Origin of the sequence: Engelhardtia mirabilis, from assembly GCF_007748095.1 — a bacterium.
Classification (GTDB): Bacteria; Planctomycetota; UBA1135; order UBA1135.
The window spans coordinates 4,445,778-4,465,412 of sequence record NZ_CP036287.1; the positions used below are offsets into that span (position 1 = coordinate 4,445,778).

Consider the following 19,635-nt stretch of genomic DNA (forward strand, 5'->3'; position numbering starts at 1 on the left):
GAGGGAGCGGTCGGAGCCGGCCGCTCGACCCGATCCGATGGCCTCTCCCCGAGGGCCGAGCTGGCCGGCGACTCGAGTACGAGCTGTCGCCTGGGGCTTGGCGTGGCCGTCGTCCGCTCCCCCTCGTCCTGACTCCGATCGGCGGCCGCCTGGGCCGGACTCCGCCCGCCGGCCTGCCGCTCGCCACGGTCGACGTTCGCGGTCCCGAGCAGAACTCCGAGGGCCGCGAATGCCAACAGCCCGACGGCACCGATCAGAAACCTACGACTGAACCCGATCACGAGGGGAGGCTCCCCCCCCCCTCGACAAGGTCAACGGAGCCTGGGAACCGCCCGGTCAGGCCCCGGGCCGCTTCCAGGCCTCGATCGCGGCGTCGATACGCCCACGCAGCTCGGCCACGGGCACCCGCTCCTGCTCCATCGAATCGCGGTGACGCAGGGTGACGGTGTTCTCGGTCAGGGTCTCGCCGTCGATCGTCACGCAGAAGGGCGTGCCGGCCTCGTCCTGGCGACGGTAGCGGCGGCCGATGGCGGCCTTCTCGTCGTAGGAGGTCGAGTAGCGCGCCCGGCGCAGCATGGCGCCGATCTCGCGAGCCTTCTCGGGCATGCCCTCCTTCTTGACCAGGGGCAGGACCGCCACGGTGATCGGCGCGATCGAGGGGTGCAGGTGCAGCACCACGCGGGTGTCCTTCTCGAGCTGCTGCTCCTCGTAGGCGTCGATCAGGAAGGTCAGGGCCATGCGGTTGATGCCGCCGGCCGGCTCGATCACGAAGGGCGTGTAGTGCTCCTTCGTCTGGGGATCGAAGAAGAGCAGGTCCGTGCCCGAGGCCTCCGAGTGGCGCTTCAAGTCGAAGTCCGTGCGGCAGGCGATGCCCTCGAGCTCGCCCCAGCCGAAGGGGTATTCGTACTCGATGTCGCTGGTGGCGGTCGAGTAGTGGGCCAGCTCCTTGTCCTCGTGGACGCGCAGGCGCAGCTTGGCCGGGTCGATGCCGTGGCGCACGTACCAGTCGAAGCGCTCCTTGACCCAGAAGTCGAACCACTGCTGCTCTTCCGCGGGCGGCACGAAGAACTCCATCTCGGCCTGCTCGAACTCCCGCGTGCGGAAGACGAAGTTGCCGGGGGTGATCTCGTTGCGGAAGGACTTGCCGATCTGGGCGATGCCGAAGGGCGGCTTGGCGCGGGCCGACTCGAGCACGTTCTTGAAGTTCAGGAAGATGCCCTGGGCCGTCTCGGGCCGCAGGTAGGCCGTCGAGCCGGTCTCCTCCACCGGCCCGATGGTGGTCTTGAACATCAGGTTGAACTCGCGCGGCTCGGTCAGCTCGCCGTCGCACTCACCGGGGCGCTTGGAGGGCTTCTCCGGGCAGCGCGCGTCCTCGAGCTTGTCGGCCCGGAAGCGCCCCTTGCATTTCTTGCAGTCGACCATCGGGTCGGTGAAGCCGCCCACGTGGCCCGAGGTGATCCAGGTCTGGGGGTTCTGGATGATCGCGCTGTCGAGGCCGACCACGTCCTCGCGCTCGGTGACGGTGGCCCCCCACCAGGCCTCCTTCACACGCCGGATCAGCTCGACGCCGAGGGGACCGTAGTCGTAGGTGTTGCCGATGCCACCGTAGATCTCGGAGGCGGGGAACACGAAGCCCCTGCGCTTGCACAGGGACACGATCTTGTCCATCAAGGTCGGCTCGGGCTTGGCCATCGGAGAGCTCGGGGGGGCTGGGTCGGGATGCGGGGCGCGGGGGCTCGGGTCCGGGAAAGGGCCGAGCAGTCTAGCCGCGGCGCGAGCCCTATCCGAGGTCGATCGAGCGCGCGCCGATGACGCGGACCAGATCGGCCGGGGCCAGCTCCAGCTCCGCGCCGGGCCGGCCTGCGCTGACGAAGACCCGGCTCGCCGCGAGGGCCGCGGCCTCGATCAGCACCTCGAAGCGCCCGGGCGGCACGGCCAGGGCCGAGATCCCGCCGCGCACCAGACCCGTCCAGCGCTCCGCCTCGCCCCGATCGGCGAGGCGGGCTCGCGCGGCCCCGGCGGCGCGGGCCAGGCGCTTGAGGTCGAGCTCGGCGGCGGAGCCGTGCAGCACCAACGCCTTGGCCCGTCGGCCGGGTGCGCCAGCGGGGCCGGCAAACTCCAGCTCGCAGACGATCGTGCGCAGCACCCATTCGGGCTTCACACCCAGGGCCTGGGCCATGGCCTGCCCGCTCTTCACCTCGGGCCCGACCTCGTGCAGGACGTGGTCCACACCTTCGCGCTCGAGCAGCCGGACGGAGTTGGGCTTCCCCACCGCGGCGAGCCTAGCCGGCCGTCGGCTAGGATCCCGCCATGGCAGATCCGAAATTGGCGCAGGGGGGTGGCGGCGGTCGTCCGAGCGGTGGCCCGAAGCAGATTGCGATCGTCGGCCTCGCCCTGGGCACAGGCGTCGTGCTGTTCACGGCGATCTCCCTGGCGATGCCATTTCTCGAGCAGTCCGGCGCTTCGGGCATCGATCCCGCGGCCCCCGCTGAACCGGGCGGTACCGGCTCCATGGTCGGCCTGCTTTCCATGGTCCACGCAGGCTTCGCCCTCGTCGCTTGGACCGTGGCGATGACCCTCTCTTCGCGCCTGGCCGACGCCGCGCGCCGCGAGCGCAGCGCGGACCGACTGCGCACGGCCTACATCATCAAGTGGGCGCTGATGGAGGGGGTCGCGTTGTTCGGCATCCTGGTCGTACTGATGGCCGGCATGGAGGGCATCGTGCCGGAACAACCGGTCTACTACGCGAACCTGCTCAGCGCGGGCGTGTTCCTGGCCTTCCTGGCGATCGACATCAGCGCCCTGATGTCGTCCGACGCGAGCCGCTGACGCCCCATGCCCCACTCCCACAAGCACCTCTTCGCCCGCACCTTCAAGGCCGCGCCCGAGCGCCTGCACTTCGCTGCCCACAGCCACCACTACTGGCCGGACGTCACCCGCGACGCGCACCTGGCCGCCTGGGATCGCGCCGCCGAGCTGGCCGACACCAAGTGGGAGTGGCTCTTCGGTGAGGTGATTCCCGAGTTCCAGCGGCACTTGGCGCGCACCCTGGGCCTGGGCGACGGGCCCCTCGCCGATGGTTCGAGCTTCGCCTTCGCGACCTCGACCCACGAGTTGGTCTTTCGCGCCTTCACGTCCATGGAGCTCGCTCGCCCGGCGCGGGTGCTGACCACCGACGCCGAGTTCCACAGCTTCCGGCGACAGATCGATCGCCTGGCCGAGTCGGGCCAGGCCGAGGTCACGAGCGTCGCGGCCGAGCCGTTCGACACCCTCGCGGAGCGCTTCGCCGCCGCCCTGCGCGGGGGCCAGTGGGACTTCGTGCTCTGCAGCCACGTGCTGTTCGATTCGGGCTTCGTGTTCGACGCCGCGCCGCAGCTCCTGGCCGAGGCCGCAGCCACTGGCGCCCTCGCCATCTGCGACGGCTACCACGGCTTCATGGCCGTGCCGACCGATTGGTCCGCCGTCGCCGACCGCGTCTTCTACACCTCGGGCGGCTACAAGTACGCCATGAGCGGCGAAGGGGCCTGCTTCATGCACTGTCCCCCCGGCATCGCGCCGCGGCCCCTCTACACAGGCTGGTTCGCCGGTTTCGACGCCCTCGCCGCTCCGGGCTCGGACCGCGTGCCGTACCCCGAGCACGGCGGGCGCTTCCTCGGCTCCACCCTCGACCCCAGCGGCATCCTGCGCCTCAACGCGACGTTCGAACTGCTCGAGCGCGAGGGCTTGGACGTGGCCACGATCCATGCCCACGTGGGTCGACTGCAAGCGCGCTTCCTAGACGGCGTCGAGGCCGGCGAAGCAGGTCCCCTGTCCATCGCCGAGTTGATCCCCGGTCGCAGCCTGGCGCGCGGACGCTTCCTCACCTTCCGCCGCACCGATGCGGGCGAGCTCCAAGCACGCCTTCAGGCCGCCCGGGTGTTGACCGACCGTCGCGACGATCGTCTGCGCTTCGGCTTCGCGATCTATCACGACGACGAGGACGTGGATCGCCTGCTTGCGAGCCTGCGAGCGCTCTAGTGTCCTGGATCAGAAATTCGGCGTCACTTCCCGGGCTCCGATCGCCGCTGGCGTCGCCAGCGCCTCCTCCGAGTATCGCAGCGGATACGCGTCGTCGGCGCGCCTAGCCAGCATCGATCGGACCTCCGGGTAGTGACGCCGAATTTCTGATCCAGGACACTAGAACGAAGTTGCATCGTCGGCGCAGACGACCTCACCTTCGGGGGCGATCGACACTTGCGCCAAGTCCGGGAGCCAGGGGCACAGCGGGTCGCCGGATCGAAAGATTCGAACGTCGTCCCCCTGTCCCTGGGGCCGACCTTCAACGCCTTTCAGCGTTCCTCGGCAACCGTGGCACGAGGAACCCATGCAGTGGCAACCGCCGCCTGGAGGATCCCGGAAGTCCGCGCCTCCACCCCGACCTAAAGGCGGTGGTTGGCGGCCCACGTTGCACCTTCGGACCCGAATTCGTGCCGACCGATACCCGATTGGAAAGCGGACTTCCTAGCGATATCTTCATCGCCCGCGCGCGGTTTCGAGGTCATCGCGATCGGTGATCGAGCGGAGCCAGTCCACTCGGAAGTCGGAAGTCCGCGAATCCGCGCTTGCTCGACGGTCGGACGACGAGGGAGCAGCGCCATTGACAACTCGGCGTGGCCAGGCGTCTGCTGGATCAATGGAATCGAAGCTTGCCTCGATCGTTCTCGGCGCTCTCCTCCTGTCCATCTCCGGCGCGGAGTTCAGCGCTGGTCAGGAAGCCGGATTCGAGTCCTGTCCGGGTTGCCTGGGGACGTCCGACTCGGGCGCCGCGAGCTACATCTGGTCCTTCGGCCCATTGATCGGCGCCGGGGTGATGAGCATCGACGTCGAGGTCACCTCGGGTCAGTGCCTGTTGGGGGTCTCGGGTGACCCGGAGTTCGGAGCGGGCGAAGCCTATTGCGTGCCGTTCCTGTATTGCGGAGCCCTCGTCACTCGCGAGTGGGACGGCTTCCCGCTGATCGACACGGGTACTTTCGAAGCGTGCGTGCAGATTGGCGCCCGCACGCTGTGCCTGCCCGAGTACGCCCCCGAGTTCCCCCAGGGCTCTTCCGGTGTGAGCACGGTTTCGATCCCCCCAGGCTCGTTCGTTTGTGGCGTGGGTCCCTACGTCTGGAGTTTCACTTACGTGACCTCCCAAGGTTCGTCGACAAGTGCATGGGCCTCGGGGTCCTGTGGCAGTTGCGACGACGTCTGAATCGGCCGCCGGAACCAGACCGAGCGGAGCAGGAGAAGAAGCCATGGCAATGCAGACAACAGCGCTGATCGCATTCGGTCTCGTCGCGGGAACCGTCGGCCTGGCCACGATCGTTTTGGACGACTCGGGGCCAGCAGGAAGCGGTGCCCGGCCGGATTCGGATGCTGGCCGACTGTTGGTTACGAGTCGACTCACGCAACCTGGCGAGCTCCAAACTCGCTCGGTGGCCGAGGCGTCGTCACCCCCGGAGGACCTACCCGACGATGTTCGCGAGTTCGTCCTCTCGCACGATCGCGGCGACGAGATCCTCACGCGGTTGGTCGAGGCCGGAGTCGACTTCGAGGCCTTGGCGGTCCCGCAAGTCAGCGAAGCCGACGCCCGCCGCTTGCTCGCCGAACGCCTGCGCCTGAGCCCGAGAAAACTCGAGTCCAAGCGCGCCGCCCGCCGGAGCTGGCCCGCTGACGACCGACTGACGGTTCGCTGGCTGCAGACCGAGGTCGGACTGGTCGCCGATCTGGATGAGGTCCAACTGGTGGAGTTGTCCGCGGTCATCTCCCCCGAACAGATGGACCTCGAGGAGGCCGTCGACGCCTACTACTCGGCGCTCGATCAAGCGATCACGGCGGAGCTGGTCTCCGATCGCTTCGAGTCGTTCCCGTACCTTTCGCCCAACGACCCGACGGCTCCGCCCGCGGGTGAGCGGGACCGGGGCGGCGTCTTCTATTCGGGCTCGACCTCACTGGGCAACGGCTGGATCGGCTCCGTCGAGCTCCACCGGGACGATTTTCCCGAAGTGGATGAGCGGATGCAGCTCACGACCCACCGCCTGGCCCAGCGCAACATGCGCCTCCGCGCCATCGTCGCTTCCTGGGAGTGACCGGGGCTAACCCTCGAGCGCGCTCTCGAGCCGCGGGATGATCGCGTCGAGGTCCTGTTCCACGGCCACGATGCGCCCGTCGGCATCGAGCAGGAAGTAGGTCGGGAAGCTGCGCACGTGCCACGATTGGGTCCACGGACCCGAGCGCCGTCCTTCCCAGACGTTGCGCCAGTCGTAGCCCGCCTCGTCGAAGCGCGTTCGCGCGGCGGCGGGGTCGTCGTCGGAGTTGATGCCGACGACCGTGAACGGCCGCTGGTCGAAGCGCTCGGCCAACTCCCCCACTCGCGCGAGCTCGAAGGCGGCGACGGGGCTCCACCAGCCCCAGAAGACGAGCAGGGCAACCTCGCCCCGCAGGTCGGTCAACCGGATCGGCTGTCCATCGCCATCGAGGGCCTCGCGCGGCGGCGGAATCTGTCCCGGCCGCAGGTGACGCAGGGCGAAGAGCCAGCTCCCGGCGGCCTCCGCCAGACGGTCTTCCGGGTACTCGGCCTGCAGCCGCTCAAGCAAGGCGATGGCACGCTCGACGCTCTCGGGATCCTGGTCGTCGGAGGCGGCGATGGTCGCCATGCCGTGCAGGACCCAGGCCCGGACGTGGGGATCGCGGCTGCCCTCGAGCAGGCCGCGGCCCAGGCGCTCGACCGCCTCCAGGCCGAGGTCGGAGACGATGACCTCCGAGAACTGCACGGCCTCGGCCAGCCAGGGCGCGTCGGTGTGCTCCTCGATCAGACGGTCCAGGAGTTCGATGCGTCGCTGGGCCAGCTCCTCCTCGTCGAGGTTCAGGTGGCGCACCTCACGGGCCATCCACCACAGGGCCCGGCCCGATCCTGCGGCAGCCAGGGACTCGACCTGGGCCCAGGTCTCCGTGGCCGGGTGGGGACCGGGGTCGGCGCCGCTCTGGGCGTCGAGCCAGCGAACCACCCAGGCATCCGCGGCCGCCCGGTAGCGGCGCTCGACGTTGACCAGCAGCAGGTCCGCCGCCAGGGGCGCGGCCGCGGTCTCGGGATGGCCGGCGATCACGCCACGCCAGAGTTGCTCGGCCGGATCTGGGCCGCTCTGGGCCGGGCGTTCGCCGTTGGTCGCGGCGCCCGCGGGCGGGTCGGGGTAGACGTCGAGCAGGGCCCCGAGGGCCACCTGGCCCGCCGCCTGGATCCGGCCACTGGGGTAGGTGGACAGGGTTCGGCGGACCCAGGGTTCGGCCTCCGCCCGCTCGAAGTCGCGCGGGTGCTCGGCCAGGGCCAGCAGGGCCGCCTCGGCACTGGCGTCCGGAATCGGCCTGGCCCCGTCAGCCGTCGGGGTCAGCAGGACCTCGACCAAGCTGCGCCGCCGACGGCGCTCGTCCGAGGGCGCAAGGCCGGCCAGGTCCAAGTTCTCGAGCAGCCAGAGGCGGCCCCAGCTCCATCCGCGCTGCACCAGGTCGTCGAAGATCGGGTAGGCCTCGCGGGCAGGATGTCGCCCCCGCCGGCCACCCAGCTCCCACTGGGCATGGGCCAGGCGGAACTTGTAGACCGCCGAGTAGATCTCCAACGCGTCCGGTCGCTGCGCCTCGCCGTCGGGCGCAGGGGCCCCCTCGCTGACCGATTCCTGGACGGCGCCCACGGACGCCCCCGGCCGGGCTGACACCAGCTGGGCCGACACCGTCCAAGCGAGCAGCGGCAAGGCCAACAGGCAGGCGATTCTCGAGGTGGCTCTCATCGATGTCGGACGCGCAGCGAGCAGCCGCGCAGGATAGCAATCCGCCGGCACTCCTCTGCCTGCGTCCCGGGTGCCGAGAGTTACGCCGCCGGGGGGGCCGATGCGAGCCCTGGGCCGTCCTATATTGGCCCGCGATGCAGTCCGAAGGCACAACCACCGAACCCGTCCACGCGGGGCGCCACGGCGTGGGCGACCAGGCTCCGTCGGCCCTGTGGAACGCGCCCCTGGCCGCGGCCACGGCCACCGGCACCCTGGCCGCGGAGCTCGAGCGCGTCGCCGACAAGGTCCTGGACGGCGGGAGGATCACGCCCGAAGAGGGCCTCTTGCTGCACGAGCACGCCGACATCGGCCTGCTCGGCCAGCTCGCGGACGAGGTGCGCCGGCGCAAGCACCCCGAGCCGATCGTCACCTACATCGTCGATCGCAACATCAACCCCACCAACGTCTGCATCACCGACTGCGGCTTCTGCGCCTTCTACCGGCGGCCGAAGCACGACGAGGCCTATGTCCTCGACCGCGAGGTGATCGTCGACAAGGTGCGCGAGACGGCGGAGCTGGGTGGGCGGCAGGTGTTGATGCAGGGCGGGCACCACCCCTACCTGAAGAGCGACTGGTGGGCGGACCTCTTTGCGGACCTGCGCCAGCGCTTCCCCCAGATCAACCTCCACGCCCTCTCGGCGCCCGAGCTCGACCACCTCTCGCGCATCGAGAAGCGGCCGGTCGAGGAGGTCATCGCCGACCTGACCGCGGCCGGCCTGGGCTCGGTGCCCGGCGCCGGGGCCGAGATGCTGGTCGAGCGGGTGCGCGAGATCATCGCGCCGAAGAAGACCACGACCGACAAGTGGCTCGACGTGCACCGCAAGGTCCACGAGGCCGGCCTGCGCTCCTCGGCCACGATGATGTTCGGCAACGTCGAGACGCCGGCGGAGCGGATCGAGCACCTCGAGCGCCTGCGCGCGCTGCAGGACGAGACCGGCGGCTTCACCGCCTTCGCCTGCTGGAACACCCAGCCCGACGGCGTTCCCGAGCAGCACTTGTACCCGCCGCGCACGACGCCCGGCGTCTACCTGCGGGTCCAGGCCCTGTCGCGCATCTACCTCGACAACTTCGACAACATCCAGACCTCCTACGTGACCCAGGGCATGAAGATGGCCCAGATCACCCTGCGCTACGGCTGCAACGACTTCGGCGGCACGATGCTGGAGGAGAACGTGGTCTCGGCCGCCGGCTGCATGAAGCTGGAGGGCATCGAGACGATCGAGCGCATGATCACCGGGGCCGGATTCGCGCCGCGGCGGCGCAACTCCTGGTACGGAATCGTCGACGAGCGCCACGACGGGCCGTGCTTCCCCAAGAGCCGCGAGGAGGCCGCCGTGCGACCCGCCGGCAGCGCCAGTCTCGCGGAGGTGGGCTCGTGAGTGCGGCACAGGGATCGGGCATCGCGACGGGCGGCATCAACGAGACCGCGGCGGCCGGTAGCACCAAGGAACGACTGGTTCGACGGCGGGCCGAGGCCGCGGGGCTGGGCGACATCGCCGACAAGGTCCTGGCCAGCCAGCGCCTCTCCTGTGAAGACGGCCTGCGGCTGTACGAGGCCGACCTGCATGCGGTGGGCGCCCTGGCCAACTGGGTGCGCGAGCGCATCCATGGCGACCGCACCTACTTCAACGTCAACCAGCACATCAACTACACGAACTGGTGCAACAAGTTCTGTAGCTTCTGCTCCTTCGACCGGCTGCCGGGTCAGGAGGGCGCCTACCTGTTGGAGCCCGAGCAGGCCGCCGCCAAGCTGCTCGAGCACGCCGACCAGCCGGTGACCGAAGTCCACATGGTCGCGGGGGTCTGGCCCAAGATCCCCTACGACTACTACCTGAACCTGCTGCGCGCGGTGAAGGCGGCGCGGCCCGAGATCCACGTCAAGGCCTTCACGATGGTCGAGCTCGACCAGATCGCCAAGACGGCGCGCCACGAGGGGCGTCACGAGACCCTGGCCGAGGTGCTCGAGGACCTGAAGGCGGCCGGCCTGGGCTCCTGCCCCGGCGGCGGCGCCGAGGTCTTCTCCGAGCGCATCCACGCCGAGGGCTACAAGAACAAGATCTCCGGTGAGCAGTGGCTGGCCACGGCGCGCGAGGTGCACCGCGCCGGTCTGCGCAGCAACTGCACCATGCTGCACGGGCACATGGAGACCATCGCGGAGCGCGTCGACCACCTCGACCGCCTGCGGCGCCTGCAGGACGAGACCGGCGGCTTCCAGACCTACATCCCGCTCTCGTTCCACCCGGAGAACAACGAGTGGAGCCACTACTGCGGCCCCACTGCCCTGGACGAGCTGCGCGAGCTGGCGGTCGCACGGCTGCTGCTCGACAACATCCCGCACATCAAGGCCTACTGGATCCTGATGGACGTGCCTGTGGCCCAGACGGCCCTGGCCTTCGGCGCCGACGACGTGGACGGGACCGTGGTCGAGGAGAAGATCTACCACGATGCCGGTGCCACCACGCCCCAGGAGGTCGGGCGGGCCGAGCTGGTGCGCTGGATCCGCGACGCCGGCCGCGTGCCGGTGGAACGCGACACCCTCTACAACGTGGTCTGGTCCGCCGACGAGCAGCTCGCCCCGGTGGGCGCGCCGGCCCCCGTCGCAGGCTGACGACCGACCCGCCAACTCCGACCGAGCCGATCCCCATGAAGCCCCTTACCACGACCCTCCTCGCCTCCGCCGCCCTGTCCCTGCTCGTCGCCTGCGGCGGCGACGGCCACGACGGGCACGATCACGCGGACCACGAGCACGGCGCCGTGTCCGACGCGACAGTTCCCTCGGACCAGGCCCAGACCCACGCCCTGATCTGCGGCTGCGCCCTCGAAGAGGTCGGTGCCTGCGGCGAGTACATCGAGGTCGACGGTGAGTTCGTGGCCCTCGAGGCCCCGATCGACCTGGGCTACATGCCCTTCTGCCACAAGGACGGTCTGCAGGCCCGCGCCGACGGCGAGCTGAAGGACGGCAAGTTCGTGGCCACGACCTTCGCGATGGTCGACTGAGGCAGCCTGGAGGCTGCTGGCGTCACAGCCGGCCCGGCCCGGCCCGCCCCGCCGCGAACTACAGCGCCGCGACCGCCAGCGAACAGGACCGAGCGGCAGCTCGAAGGGTCGCGGGCGCGTGGAAGATCCGCGCGCCCGCGTCCGATTCACCTCAGTCCTTCGACAGCACGATCACCGTGTAGGGACCGACGCCCACGTTGGCGTTGTAGGACATGCCGTCCTTGGCGCCCCAGCTCGCGGTGGTGTCGTAGGCGGTCCAGTTGCCGAAGCCCGAGTCGTAGCCGCTCCAGTCGGAGTTGAAGCGCACCTTCCAGGTGCCCCCCGAGGGGAAGCCGACGTTGTAGCTCGAGTAGCCGGTGCCCGAGAAGTTGGCCACCACGACCACGTCGTCCCCGCTGCCGCCGCTGTCCCAGCGGTGGAAGGCGATGAGCTTGTTCGTGTTGTTGACGTGGTGCACGTTGACGTTGCCGCCGCGCAGGCCGGCGGTCTTGCCGCCGAAGTTGCGACGCAAGCCCACCAGATCGGTGTAGAGGTCGGTGATGCCCGAATAGGTCGAGGCCTTGGCCCAGTCCACGGGGTCGGTGTCCGCGAAGTACCCGTCCTCCAGGAACTCCTGCCCCTGGAAGAGCATCGGGATGCCCGGACTGGTGAAGACCAGGGCCGCTCCCAGGGTCGAGCGCTTCTTCGAGTACCAGCTCGCGGCGTTGCCGGGCCAGATCTCCTCGGGCACGCGCGCGCTGCCGTTGGCGACCTCGTCGTGGCTCTCGGTGTAGATCACGCGGTCGAGGTGGTCGCCGTTGTCGATCTTGGCGATGGCGTCGCGCACCGCGTACATGTCGCGGTTGGCGTCCGTGGCCTCGATCACCGCGTCGCGGATCGGGTGCACGAAGGCCGCATCCCACTGGGAGTCGAACCCGGCCCCGCCGGCGCCCGTCGTCTTGGTCATCCAGTCGTTGTTCTGCAGGTCCTCCGCGATCGAGATCTTCCAGCTGGCCGCCGAGTCGATCTCGTTGTTGATCCACTGCATCAACGTCCACCCCTCGGCGATGCTGCCGCCGCCGCCGTTGTTCTGGGTGCGAATGTTGACCGTCGAGTCCCAGCGCAGGCCGTCGCAGTTGAAGTCGTTCAACCAGTAGAGGGCGTTGTCGCGCAGGAAGCTGCGCACCTCGCCGCGACCGTAGTCGGGCCGCGTGTCACCCCAGGGCGTCGTCGCGCGCCAGTCCTGGAAGAAGTAGATGCCGCCGTAGGAGCCGGTCGAGGTCCCGTCGAAGCGCCACATGTCCAGGTCGCTCGGACCGAGGTGGTTGTAGACCACGTCGATGATCACGGCGATCCCGCGCTGGTGGCACTCGTCCACGAAGTCGCGCATGTCGTCAGGGCTGCCGTAGACGCTCTCCGGGGCGAAGGGATGGGCCGGGTTGTAGCCCCAGGAAAAGTCACCGGCGAACTCGGCCACGGGCATCACCTCGACGGCGTTGATGCCCATGTCCTGCAGGTGATCGAGCCTGGAGATAGCCGACTGCCAACCGCCCGGAGTGCCCCCGGGCGAGTCGTTGAAGGTGCCCATGTGGAGCTCGTAGATCACCAGCTCATGCCAGCCGGGCATCGAGAAGCTCGTCCAGGAGTAGGCCGCGGGGTCGGCCACGATCGAGTCACCGACCGAGTTGGTCACCGCCGTGGCGCGCGGATCGTTCTTCCACAGGGTGCCGTCGATCACGTACTTGTAGGTCTCGCCGGACTGGTCGCCGGCAACATCCACGGACCAGTGCCCGCCGCCATCGCTTCCGAGGGGGTTGGCCGTGCCCGACCAGGCGTTGAAGGAGCCGGCCACGGCCACGGTCGTGGCATTGGGGGCCCAGACGCGGAACGTCGTGTCGCCCCCATCGACCCAGGCCCCCATGCCCGCCTTGGCCGAGGGGATCAGGGCCGCGGTGTGGCTGTAGTTGGCTCCGCCGTTGTTGTCCCAGACGTTCGCGCCCCAGTTGTCGTAGCCGTGGAAGTAGTACTCGACCGTGCTGCCGGGCGCGATCGGCGCCGCCGGGGTGTGGGTCCAGACCGAGTTGCCGGCGTCGTTGCCCACGTAGGCCATCGATTCCGTGGTCCAGCTCCCGCCGTTGATCCGCAGGCCGACCTCGGCGTGCAGGCCCCAATAGTCCTGGTTCATCAGGATGGTGAACGAGCCCGGGTTCGAGCCGTCGTGGCGGACGTAGGCGCCGAAGACGCCCATCCAGCTCGGTGCGGCGGCCGCCGCGGGTTCGGGCGCGACCGAGCGCGCCGTGGGTCCGGGGGAGGCGGCCTGTAGCAATCCGACCAGGGTCAGAGCGCAGGCGGCGACGCTGGCACTGGTCCGAAACGATCGACCCGGTGCGTTCATGGGAGACCTCTTCTTGCGGGGAGGGAGGCGCCCGCTGCTTGCGCGCGACTCCTGGGATCAGGCGTGCTCGCGTGCTCGCGAGGACGATCACTCGACGCTAGCGCCGCGCCAAGGTGTCCACAAAGGAAGCCGCCTCGGCGCCGGTCTCCCGAACCGCACGACACCTTCAGGAATCAGGTGCAGGGTTGGGAACGCGACCTTGGACAACGTTGCGTCAATGCGGCCCCGCGCCGGCTCGCATCGCGCCGAACCGATGCGTCTTCCTTGTGACGATTCGGCGCGCGGCGCCCCGCGCCCGATACCTCGCCAGGTTCGCTCGTCCCCAGGGCCGTGCTTCCGCGGCCTCATCCGCTCGGCCGACTGGTAGCCTGCCGCCCATGCTCGATCAAAGTCGCGTCGCTGTGTTGGGTCTGGGGACCCTGGGTCGGGCGCTCGCGGAGGGCCTCGTCCGCTCCGGCGACGTGGCGCCGGAGCGCCTGACGGGAACGGTCCGGCGGGCGGAGCACGCCCTGGCCCTGGACCGCGAGTTGCCCTTCGCGGTCGGTATCGACGCCGCGGCAGCCGCGAGTGCCGCCGACGTGCTGCTGCTCTGCACCAAGCCCAAGGCGATCCTCGGCCTGGTGACGGACCTGGCGCGGGCGGGCGCGCTGGACCACGGTCCGCTGATCGTCTCCGCCGCGGCCGGGATCTCCACCGCGTCGATCGAGGCCGTCGCACCCGACGGCGCCCGCTGTGTGCGCGCCATGCCGAACACCCCCTGCCTGATCGGCGAGGGCATGACCGTGGTGTCGCGCGGCAGCCACGCCAGCGCGGCGGACGCCGAGTTGGCGCGTTCACTGTTCGCGCCCCTGGGCCGCGTGCTCGAGCTCGACGAGGAGCACATGGACGCCGTCACCGGACTGTCCGGCTCGGGACCGGCCTTCGTCTACGTGATTCTGGAGGCCTTCTCCGAGGGCGGCGTGATGATGGGCCTACCCCGCGCCGTCGCCACCGAACTCGCCGCCCAGACCGTGCGCGGGGCCGCCAGCCTGGTGCTGGAGACCGGCAAGCACCCGGCCGCGCTCAAGGACGACGTCCTGACCCCGGCCGGCTGCACCATCGCCGGACTCCTGGTGATGGAAGACGGCGGGATCCGCTCGACCCTGGCGCGCGGGATCCAGGAGGCGGCGCGGGCGGCCGCCGGCCTGGGCGGAGAGCGCAAGCGCTGACGCCCTACTCGATCGCCACGCGCACCAGACGCGCGCTCGCCAAGCGGCGCAGGTCCTCGCCGGCGTAGACGTAGTCGTCCGCGGTCAGACGCACGGTCAGGAAGGCCTTGCCGAGGGCGGCTTCGGGCAGGGACGCCGCGAGCCGCAGCTCGCCGTCGGCCGCGAGCTCGCCGCTGGCCACCGCCACGTCATCGACCCACAGGGTCAGCCCGACGCGCGCGAGGCTCGCGCGCCCGAGGCCTTCGACCTCGGCGGCCACCGCGCGACCGCCACTGCGCGCCAGGATCATCGACGCGTAGGGCCCCAGGGTTCCGTCGGACTCGACACCCCCGTGCACCTGCCAGGCCCGGGGCCCGGCCAGGGCCTCGCGATCGAGCAACGGATCGATCGGCTGTCCGGCCAACAGGTCCCCCACCGCCGGCACCTGCGCCGCTTCCGCCGCGCCGGCGGTGAAGAGGGCCTCGGCCTCAGCGCTGGCCTCGGGCCAGGGCTCCAACTCGAGGCGCTCGAAGGCGCCGGCGCGAGCCAACTCGCCGTAGACGGCGGTCGCCACGCGACGGTGGCCCTCCTCGCCCCAATGGGCGTCGTCGGCGGTGACCCAGTTCGCGCGGTCGTCGTAGAAGCTCCCGGGGATCACCACCCAGTCCGAGGGCGCCAGCTCGGTGACCACGAAGCGCGCGCCGATCGGCGTCAACCTGCCCCAGTGCAGCACGTGCAGGTAGGTGCCGCCGCCCGCCTCGACGCGCCCCGACAGATCCGCGATGTCCCGCGCGGCTTCGTCGAAGCGACGGGTCGACTCCCAGTCGAGACCGATCGGCAGGTACCCGGTCTGTGCCGACCCCATGCGCGTGCGCGGCCAATCGGAACGCAGCACCAGCCCGCGCTGGTCCGGTCGCTGGGGACTGACGTCTGCCATGGCGCCGAAGCCCCGCGCCCCGGCGGTGTCGTCGAGGTCGTTGGAGACGCTGACGTGCACGACCACGTCGGGCGCGAGCAGGTCCAACTGCCGCCGCAGGAAGGCGCACTCGGACTGCAGGTTCCAGCTGCCCAGGGCCAGGTGCAGGCACTCCACCGGCACCTTCGCGCCGATCTGCCTGGCGGTCAGCTCGCGCTCGAGCACGTTGCCCAGGCGCACCTGGGCCTCGGCGCCGTAGCCGAAGACGAACGAATCGCCGAGCAGCACGACGCGGAAGACGCCATTGGGCTTGGGCAGGGCGTACTCACGCTCGCGCAGGCCGAAGCGGTTGGACGTGATCGAAACGCCCATGTGTTCGCGGCCCTCGAGGCCGGGTTGCAACAGGCGCGTCACGTCCGGATCGCGCGCCGCGTCCCAGATGCCGCCCGACGTGGCGACCATGTCGGCCACGGCCCGCCCGCGGACGTCGTCCTCGCGCAGCGCGAGCCACCACAGGGCGACCACGAGACCCGCAGCGACGCCGGTCACCGAGAGCGCCCAGCGACGCCAGATCCGCTCGTGCGAAACAGCCATACCTTGAGTCTAGGAGGCCGGAGCGACGCGACCCAGGACGCGGATCAGGTGAAGTCCGGCCAGAGGCCGAGTTCGAGTTCCGGGCACAGCCCCGCCAGGCGCTCCACGTCGTGGCGGAAGTAGGCGGCCAGGCGACGGCGCCGCTCGGCGTCGGGCTTCGCGATCGTGTAGGCGCGGTCGTTGACCGGGCGGGTCAGGTCACTCGGCACGAAGCTCGGGTCGATCCCGAGGAACTCGCAGGTGCGGCGGAACTGAGCGGCGCCGTCGCGCTGGCAGCGCTCGTACTGCAGCACCTGCACCTGGTCGCGCCCGAACAGCTCGATCGCCCGCTCCAGGGGACCCGCCACCAGAGACGACTGCATCGCCTCGGGAAACAGCGAGAAGGCCAAGAGGGCGTGCTCGGCCTCGCCCTCGAGCCCGAAGAGCTTGGCCCGCCCGGTCTCGAGCATGTTGTAGGCCGAGACCGCGCGGTCGATCGGATTGCGCAGCATGGCGATGCAGCGCGCTGTCGGCGCGGCGGCGTGCAACCAGTCCACGGCCAGGGGCTGGTTCAAGTAGGTGCAGGTGAACTCGCCGCTGATCGCACCGGGCGGGGCCGCGAAGGCCCGGCGGTAGACCTCGATCGCCGCGGCGTCGGGCCCACGCAGATCGAAGTGGGAGAAGTGGTGCAGCTCCTTCTCGCCGGCGCGATTGGGCACTACCTGGGGGTGCTGCTCGAGCAGGCACCACCACCAGGTCGTGCCCGCCTTGCCGCAACCCAGGCCGACGAAGTCCGGCGGGCCCACGCGCCAACTCGCTGGGACCGGCGCCAGGTCCCCGTCGACGAGGGGGCGGGCCAGGGGTCGCGGCATGGCACGAGTCGACTCGCCGCGCCAGGCCGGCAGGGCCGCCGCGGCGCCGTCGGTCTCGGGCGTCGGCCCCGCCAGGGCCCGGCCGATTCGCAGGGGGGGTGCCACCCAGGGCCTATCGGCGCCACACCGGAGCCGGTTGAGGGGCCTCGGCGCCGCTTCCCAGGGCCGCTCCAGGCCCCCGGGGAGGTGTCCGGCCCAGTGGACAGGGATGGATCGCGCGGGAGGACAGGTGTCCTCACAGCCTTGGCGTCGACCCCGGCCAGGTGGCCTGGCGGGAGTCTTTGCGCCCCTGGCACGGTGCTTGCCTCGTCCCCGATGTGTCGTGCCCCCCGGCGCGACCCAGCCCGGAAGACCTGCCATGTCCAACCCTGCCGAACAACGCCGCCGCGGACCCGCCGCCCTCGCCCTCGTCTCCAGCGCCACCCTGCTGGCCGGTTGCTACGGCTCGGCCGGCCACGCCCACTACATCGCCCCGCCCCAGGTCGAGACGGTCTACGAGCAGGAGCCCAACAACACCTTCCAGACGCCCCAGGGACTGGGGGCGCTCTACGGCGGCGACTGCCTCACGGTCCTCGGCCACAGCGACTTCTTCGACGCTGACGGCTTCGCCTTCGTTGCGGGTGAGAGCATCGAAGTGCACGTCGCCCTCGACGGGGAGAACCCCTTCTGTGACCTCGACCTGTGCGTGTACGACCCCTACCTGGGCCAATACATCCTCTGCAAGGTGTCACCGAACAGCGACGAGTTCGCGAGCTTCACGGTCGACGCCGGCTTCGAGTTCCACTTGGTGGTCAGCAGCGCCTCGGGCGCCTCGAACTACGCCCTGGGGATCGAGGTGTTCGACTCCTTCGGCTACGCACCCTACTCGGCCGTGGCTGGTGAGGACGAGGCCCAAGGCGGCGCGGGCGCCAAGGTGCGCGCGCTCGACGCGGCTCCCGAGGAGTTGCAGCTCGACAGCGCGGACGCGGACCGCCGCCGTGCCTTCGACCGCTACCTCGACGGATCCCGGACCGACGCGAGCCCGCTGCGCTCCGAGCGCGGCATCACCTTCGACGCGCCCCTGGGCCGCTTCCTGTTGTCACCCGCTGGCCTGCCGCCGATCGCCGGCGATGTCGGTCTGGTGGCCTTGCAGTGGAAGTTCGCAGCCGCCGACTGACACGTCGCAGGCACGCAACGAGCGCGGCGGCCGGATCCATCCGGTCGCCGCGCTCGCTATCTCTGGGCGAATTGTCGCCAGGGGCCGATCTTCGGCGGCTCGGCCTCGAAGCGCATCGACTCGCGCAGGGTCGGGTGCTCGAGCACCAAGGCGCGGGCGTGCAGCGCGACCGACTTGTCGGGCAGGGCTTCGGTGGCGCCGTACTTGAGGTCGCCCAGGAGCGGCGCGCCGAGGCTCGCGGCGGCCACCCGCAACTGGTGCGGACGCCCGGTGATCGGCTCCAGCTCGAGCCAGGTCGTCTCGCCGCGCCGCTCGCGCACGCGCCAGCGGGTGATCGCCTCCTTGGCGTCGTCGCGGGGCGCCTCGAAGCTCGTCACGCGGTTGTTGGACGGGTTCTTGACGAGCCACTGGCGCAGCTCGCCCTCGTCTTCCGCGACCCACGGACCGCACAGGGCCCAATAGGTCTTGCCCATGCGCTTCGACTTGAGCTGGGACGTCAGGCGGTCGGCCGCCTTGGAGGTGCGCGCGAAGCAGATCACGCCGCTGACCGGCCGATCCAGGCGCTGCACGACCCCCAGGAACACCGCGCCGGGCTTGTGGTACTCGCGCGCGATCCAGGCCTTGGCGGAGTCGAACAGGCTCTCGTCGCCGCTGGAGTCGGGCACCGTCGGCACGCAGGCCGGCTTGTCGACCACCAACAGGTGGTTGCAGGCGTGCAGCACGCGCAGCTCGCTCACGCCCCGTCCTCGAGGGGCACACCGCGGGCCCAGCGCGCGCAGAAGCCGCAGGGCAACAGGCGCCCGCTCGACTCCTCGGCCAGGGCCAGCTCCCCCACCGCGCTCGCGCCGCCCTCGAACTCGGCCAACAGGTTCTCGAAGGCCAGGGGCGAGTAGCCCACCGCGTAGGTCGACAGGATCAACAGGCCGCGCCGGTCCACCAGCGCCCGCGCCGCGTCGAGCAGGGGCGCGAGGCCCTCCTCGAGCTGCCAGCGCTGGCCCTTGGGGCCGCGGCCGTAGTGCGGAGGGTCGAGCAACACCGCGGCGTAGCGCTTGCCGCGCCGCACCTCGCGCTCCGCGAAGGCCAGGGCGTCCTCGAGCACCACCCGAAAGGGCTTGGAGCCCAGGCCGCTGGCCTCCGCATTGGCGACGCAGACGTCGAGGGAGGCGCGCGAGGCGTCCACGTGGGTCACGTCGTAGCCGGCCAGGCTGGCCACGACGCTGGCGGCGCCGGTGTAGCCGAAGAGATTCAAGAGCGCCGGCCGCTCGCCCAGGTCCGCCCGGCGCTGGGCGATCCACGACCAGTTCGTGGCCTGCTCGGGGAACAGGCCCACGTGCTTGAAGGGCGTGGGCTCGATCTGGAAGCGCGCGCCGCCGTCGCCGGCCACGGCGGTGCCCTCGGGCAGGCGCCACTCGATGGTCCAGGGCGCCTTGGGCTTGGCGCCGCGCGCGCGCGAGCCCCGCTCGAAGCGGCCCCCGCGGTCGCTCTCGCGCACGAAGACCAGGTCCGCCGCGTCCCACTCCACCGCGGGCAGCCGCGGACGCCACAGGGCCTGGGGGTCGGGACGCCGCAGCAGCACCTCGCCGAAGCGCTCGAGCTTCTCGCCGCGCCCCGAGTCGATCAAGGCGTGGTTCTGGAAGGGAACGGGACTGAAGACCGAAGGGCGCACGTCACTGCTCCTGGGCGCCGGGGCGCGAAGATGGGCGATCCGGCGGACCGAGCGTG

Annotated in this window: 17 protein-coding genes; 9 read left to right on the forward strand and 8 right to left on the reverse strand. The window is 70.5% G+C overall.

The annotated features are described in order from the left end of the window. Positions 1-336 precede the first annotated feature (336 nt). Both Pla133_RS16440 and Pla133_RS16445 read right to left on the reverse strand, forming a co-directional pair. Positions 337-1,692, reverse strand: coding sequence for a glycine--tRNA ligase (locus Pla133_RS16440; protein WP_145067172.1), 1,356 nt, complete (start codon positions 1,690-1,692; stop codon positions 337-339). A gap of 88 nt (positions 1,693-1,780) precedes the next feature. After that, positions 1,781-2,272, reverse strand: coding sequence for a YbaK/EbsC family protein (locus Pla133_RS16445; protein WP_419191615.1), 492 nt, complete (start codon positions 2,270-2,272; stop codon positions 1,781-1,783). Between the two features lie 38 nt (positions 2,273-2,310). Here Pla133_RS16445 and Pla133_RS16450 point away from each other — a divergent pair, with 38 nt between their 5' ends. From Pla133_RS16450 to Pla133_RS16465, 4 genes are all read left to right on the forward strand, one after another. Continuing rightward, entirely contained in the window at positions 2,311-2,829 is a 519-nt protein-coding gene (locus Pla133_RS16450; RefSeq protein ID WP_145067176.1) for a hypothetical protein, read from the forward strand. A gap of 6 nt (positions 2,830-2,835) precedes the next feature. Further along, positions 2,836-4,017, forward strand: coding sequence for an aminotransferase class V-fold PLP-dependent enzyme (locus Pla133_RS16455; protein WP_145067178.1), 1,182 nt, complete (start codon positions 2,836-2,838; stop codon positions 4,015-4,017). A 655-nt stretch (positions 4,018-4,672) separates the two neighbouring features. Further along, the gene (locus Pla133_RS16460) at positions 4,673-5,230 is read left to right on the forward strand and encodes a hypothetical protein (RefSeq protein ID WP_145067180.1); all 558 of its coding nucleotides are present in this window, start codon (positions 4,673-4,675) and stop codon (positions 5,228-5,230) included. 43 nt (positions 5,231-5,273) lie between these two features. After that, positions 5,274-6,107 (forward strand): hypothetical protein, encoded by an 834-nt coding sequence (locus Pla133_RS16465; protein ID WP_145067182.1) that lies wholly within the window; start codon positions 5,274-5,276, stop codon positions 6,105-6,107. A 6-nt stretch (positions 6,108-6,113) separates the two neighbouring features. Here the strand turns inward: Pla133_RS16465 and Pla133_RS16470 are convergent, their stop codons facing one another. After that, positions 6,114-7,799 (reverse strand): TlpA family protein disulfide reductase, encoded by a 1,686-nt coding sequence (locus Pla133_RS16470; protein ID WP_145067184.1) that lies wholly within the window; start codon positions 7,797-7,799, stop codon positions 6,114-6,116. 134 nt (positions 7,800-7,933) lie between these two features. On the opposite strand from Pla133_RS16470, the gene mqnC reads away from it, so the two are divergent. Genes mqnC through Pla133_RS16485 form a run of 3 tightly spaced genes read left to right on the forward strand, consistent with a single transcriptional unit; the run spans position 7,934 to position 10,835 of the window. Continuing rightward, positions 7,934-9,217, forward strand: a complete 1,284-nt coding sequence (gene mqnC, locus Pla133_RS16475) for a cyclic dehypoxanthinyl futalosine synthase (RefSeq protein WP_419191616.1) — start codon at positions 7,934-7,936, stop codon at positions 9,215-9,217. Then, positions 9,214-10,446: an aminofutalosine synthase MqnE gene (gene mqnE / locus Pla133_RS16480; protein ID WP_419191617.1), complete on the forward strand. Its 1,233-nt coding sequence runs from the start codon at positions 9,214-9,216 to the stop codon at positions 10,444-10,446. The genes mqnC and mqnE overlap by 4 nt, the downstream gene beginning before the upstream one ends. Before the next feature lie 35 nt (positions 10,447-10,481). Then, entirely contained in the window at positions 10,482-10,835 is a 354-nt protein-coding gene (locus Pla133_RS16485; protein ID WP_145067186.1) for a hypothetical protein, read from the forward strand. A 151-nt stretch (positions 10,836-10,986) separates the two neighbouring features. On the opposite strand, the gene Pla133_RS16490 is transcribed toward Pla133_RS16485, so the two are convergent. Continuing rightward, on the reverse strand, positions 10,987-13,209 hold the full coding sequence (locus tag Pla133_RS16490) for an alpha-amylase family glycosyl hydrolase (RefSeq protein WP_419191618.1): 2,223 nt from the start codon (positions 13,207-13,209) through the stop codon (positions 10,987-10,989). Positions 13,210-13,586: 377 nt separating this feature from the next. Between Pla133_RS16490 and proC the strand changes: the two genes are divergently transcribed. Then, positions 13,587-14,417, forward strand: coding sequence for a pyrroline-5-carboxylate reductase (gene proC, locus Pla133_RS16495; protein WP_145067189.1), 831 nt, complete (start codon positions 13,587-13,589; stop codon positions 14,415-14,417). A gap of 4 nt (positions 14,418-14,421) precedes the next feature. On the opposite strand, the gene Pla133_RS16500 is transcribed toward proC, so the two are convergent. Together Pla133_RS16500 and Pla133_RS16505 are read right to left on the reverse strand one after the other, a co-directional pair. Then, positions 14,422-15,906 carry an SGNH/GDSL hydrolase family protein gene (locus Pla133_RS16500; RefSeq protein WP_145067191.1) on the reverse strand — a complete coding sequence of 495 codons (1,485 nt, stop codon included), beginning with the start codon at positions 15,904-15,906 and terminating at the stop codon, positions 14,422-14,424. 44 nt (positions 15,907-15,950) lie between these two features. Then, positions 15,951-16,862 carry a sulfotransferase gene (locus Pla133_RS16505; RefSeq protein ID WP_419191619.1) on the reverse strand — a complete coding sequence of 304 codons (912 nt, stop codon included), beginning with the start codon at positions 16,860-16,862 and terminating at the stop codon, positions 15,951-15,953. 253 nt (positions 16,863-17,115) lie between these two features. Here Pla133_RS16505 and Pla133_RS16510 point away from each other — a divergent pair, with 253 nt between their 5' ends. Then, positions 17,116-17,913 carry a hypothetical protein gene (locus Pla133_RS16510; protein ID WP_145067195.1) on the forward strand — a complete coding sequence of 266 codons (798 nt, stop codon included), beginning with the start codon at positions 17,116-17,118 and terminating at the stop codon, positions 17,911-17,913. A 56-nt stretch (positions 17,914-17,969) separates the two neighbouring features. On the opposite strand, the gene Pla133_RS16515 is transcribed toward Pla133_RS16510, so the two are convergent. Both Pla133_RS16515 and Pla133_RS16520 read right to left on the reverse strand, forming a co-directional pair. Then, a complete protein-coding gene (locus Pla133_RS16515; RefSeq protein WP_419191620.1) occupies positions 17,970-18,650 on the reverse strand; it encodes an RluA family pseudouridine synthase in 681 nt (226 codons plus the stop codon). Beyond that, a complete protein-coding gene (locus Pla133_RS16520; protein ID WP_419191621.1) occupies positions 18,647-19,579 on the reverse strand; it encodes a class I SAM-dependent rRNA methyltransferase in 933 nt (310 codons plus the stop codon). Before Pla133_RS16520 ends, Pla133_RS16515 begins: the two co-directional genes overlap by 4 nt. Positions 19,580-19,635: the final 56 nt, after the last annotated feature.

Bases quoted from the DNA above. Each gene is read 5' to 3' on its own strand.
- Pla133_RS16440 (WP_145067172.1), bottom strand. From the start codon at position 1,692: ATGGCCAAGCCCGAGCCGACCTTGATGGACAAGATCGTGTCCCTGTGC.
- Pla133_RS16450 (WP_145067176.1), top strand. From the start codon at position 2,311: ATGGCAGATCCGAAATTGGCGCAGGGGGGTGGCGGCGGTCGTCCGAGC.
- Pla133_RS16455 (WP_145067178.1), top strand. From the start codon at position 2,836: ATGCCCCACTCCCACAAGCACCTCTTCGCCCGCACCTTCAAGGCCGCG.
- Pla133_RS16460 (WP_145067180.1), top strand. From the start codon at position 4,673: ATGGAATCGAAGCTTGCCTCGATCGTTCTCGGCGCTCTCCTCCTGTCC.
- Pla133_RS16465 (WP_145067182.1), top strand. From the start codon at position 5,274: ATGGCAATGCAGACAACAGCGCTGATCGCATTCGGTCTCGTCGCGGGA.
- Pla133_RS16470 (WP_145067184.1), bottom strand. From the start codon at position 7,799: ATGAGAGCCACCTCGAGAATCGCCTGCCTGTTGGCCTTGCCGCTGCTC.
- mqnC (WP_419191616.1), top strand. From the start codon at position 7,934: ATGCAGTCCGAAGGCACAACCACCGAACCCGTCCACGCGGGGCGCCAC.
- Pla133_RS16485 (WP_145067186.1), top strand. From the start codon at position 10,482: ATGAAGCCCCTTACCACGACCCTCCTCGCCTCCGCCGCCCTGTCCCTG.
- Pla133_RS16490 (WP_419191618.1), bottom strand. From the start codon at position 13,209: ATGAACGCACCGGGTCGATCGTTTCGGACCAGTGCCAGCGTCGCCGCC.
- proC (WP_145067189.1), top strand. From the start codon at position 13,587: ATGCTCGATCAAAGTCGCGTCGCTGTGTTGGGTCTGGGGACCCTGGGT.
- Pla133_RS16500 (WP_145067191.1), bottom strand. From the start codon at position 15,906: ATGGCTGTTTCGCACGAGCGGATCTGGCGTCGCTGGGCGCTCTCGGTG.
- Pla133_RS16510 (WP_145067195.1), top strand. From the start codon at position 17,116: ATGTCCAACCCTGCCGAACAACGCCGCCGCGGACCCGCCGCCCTCGCC.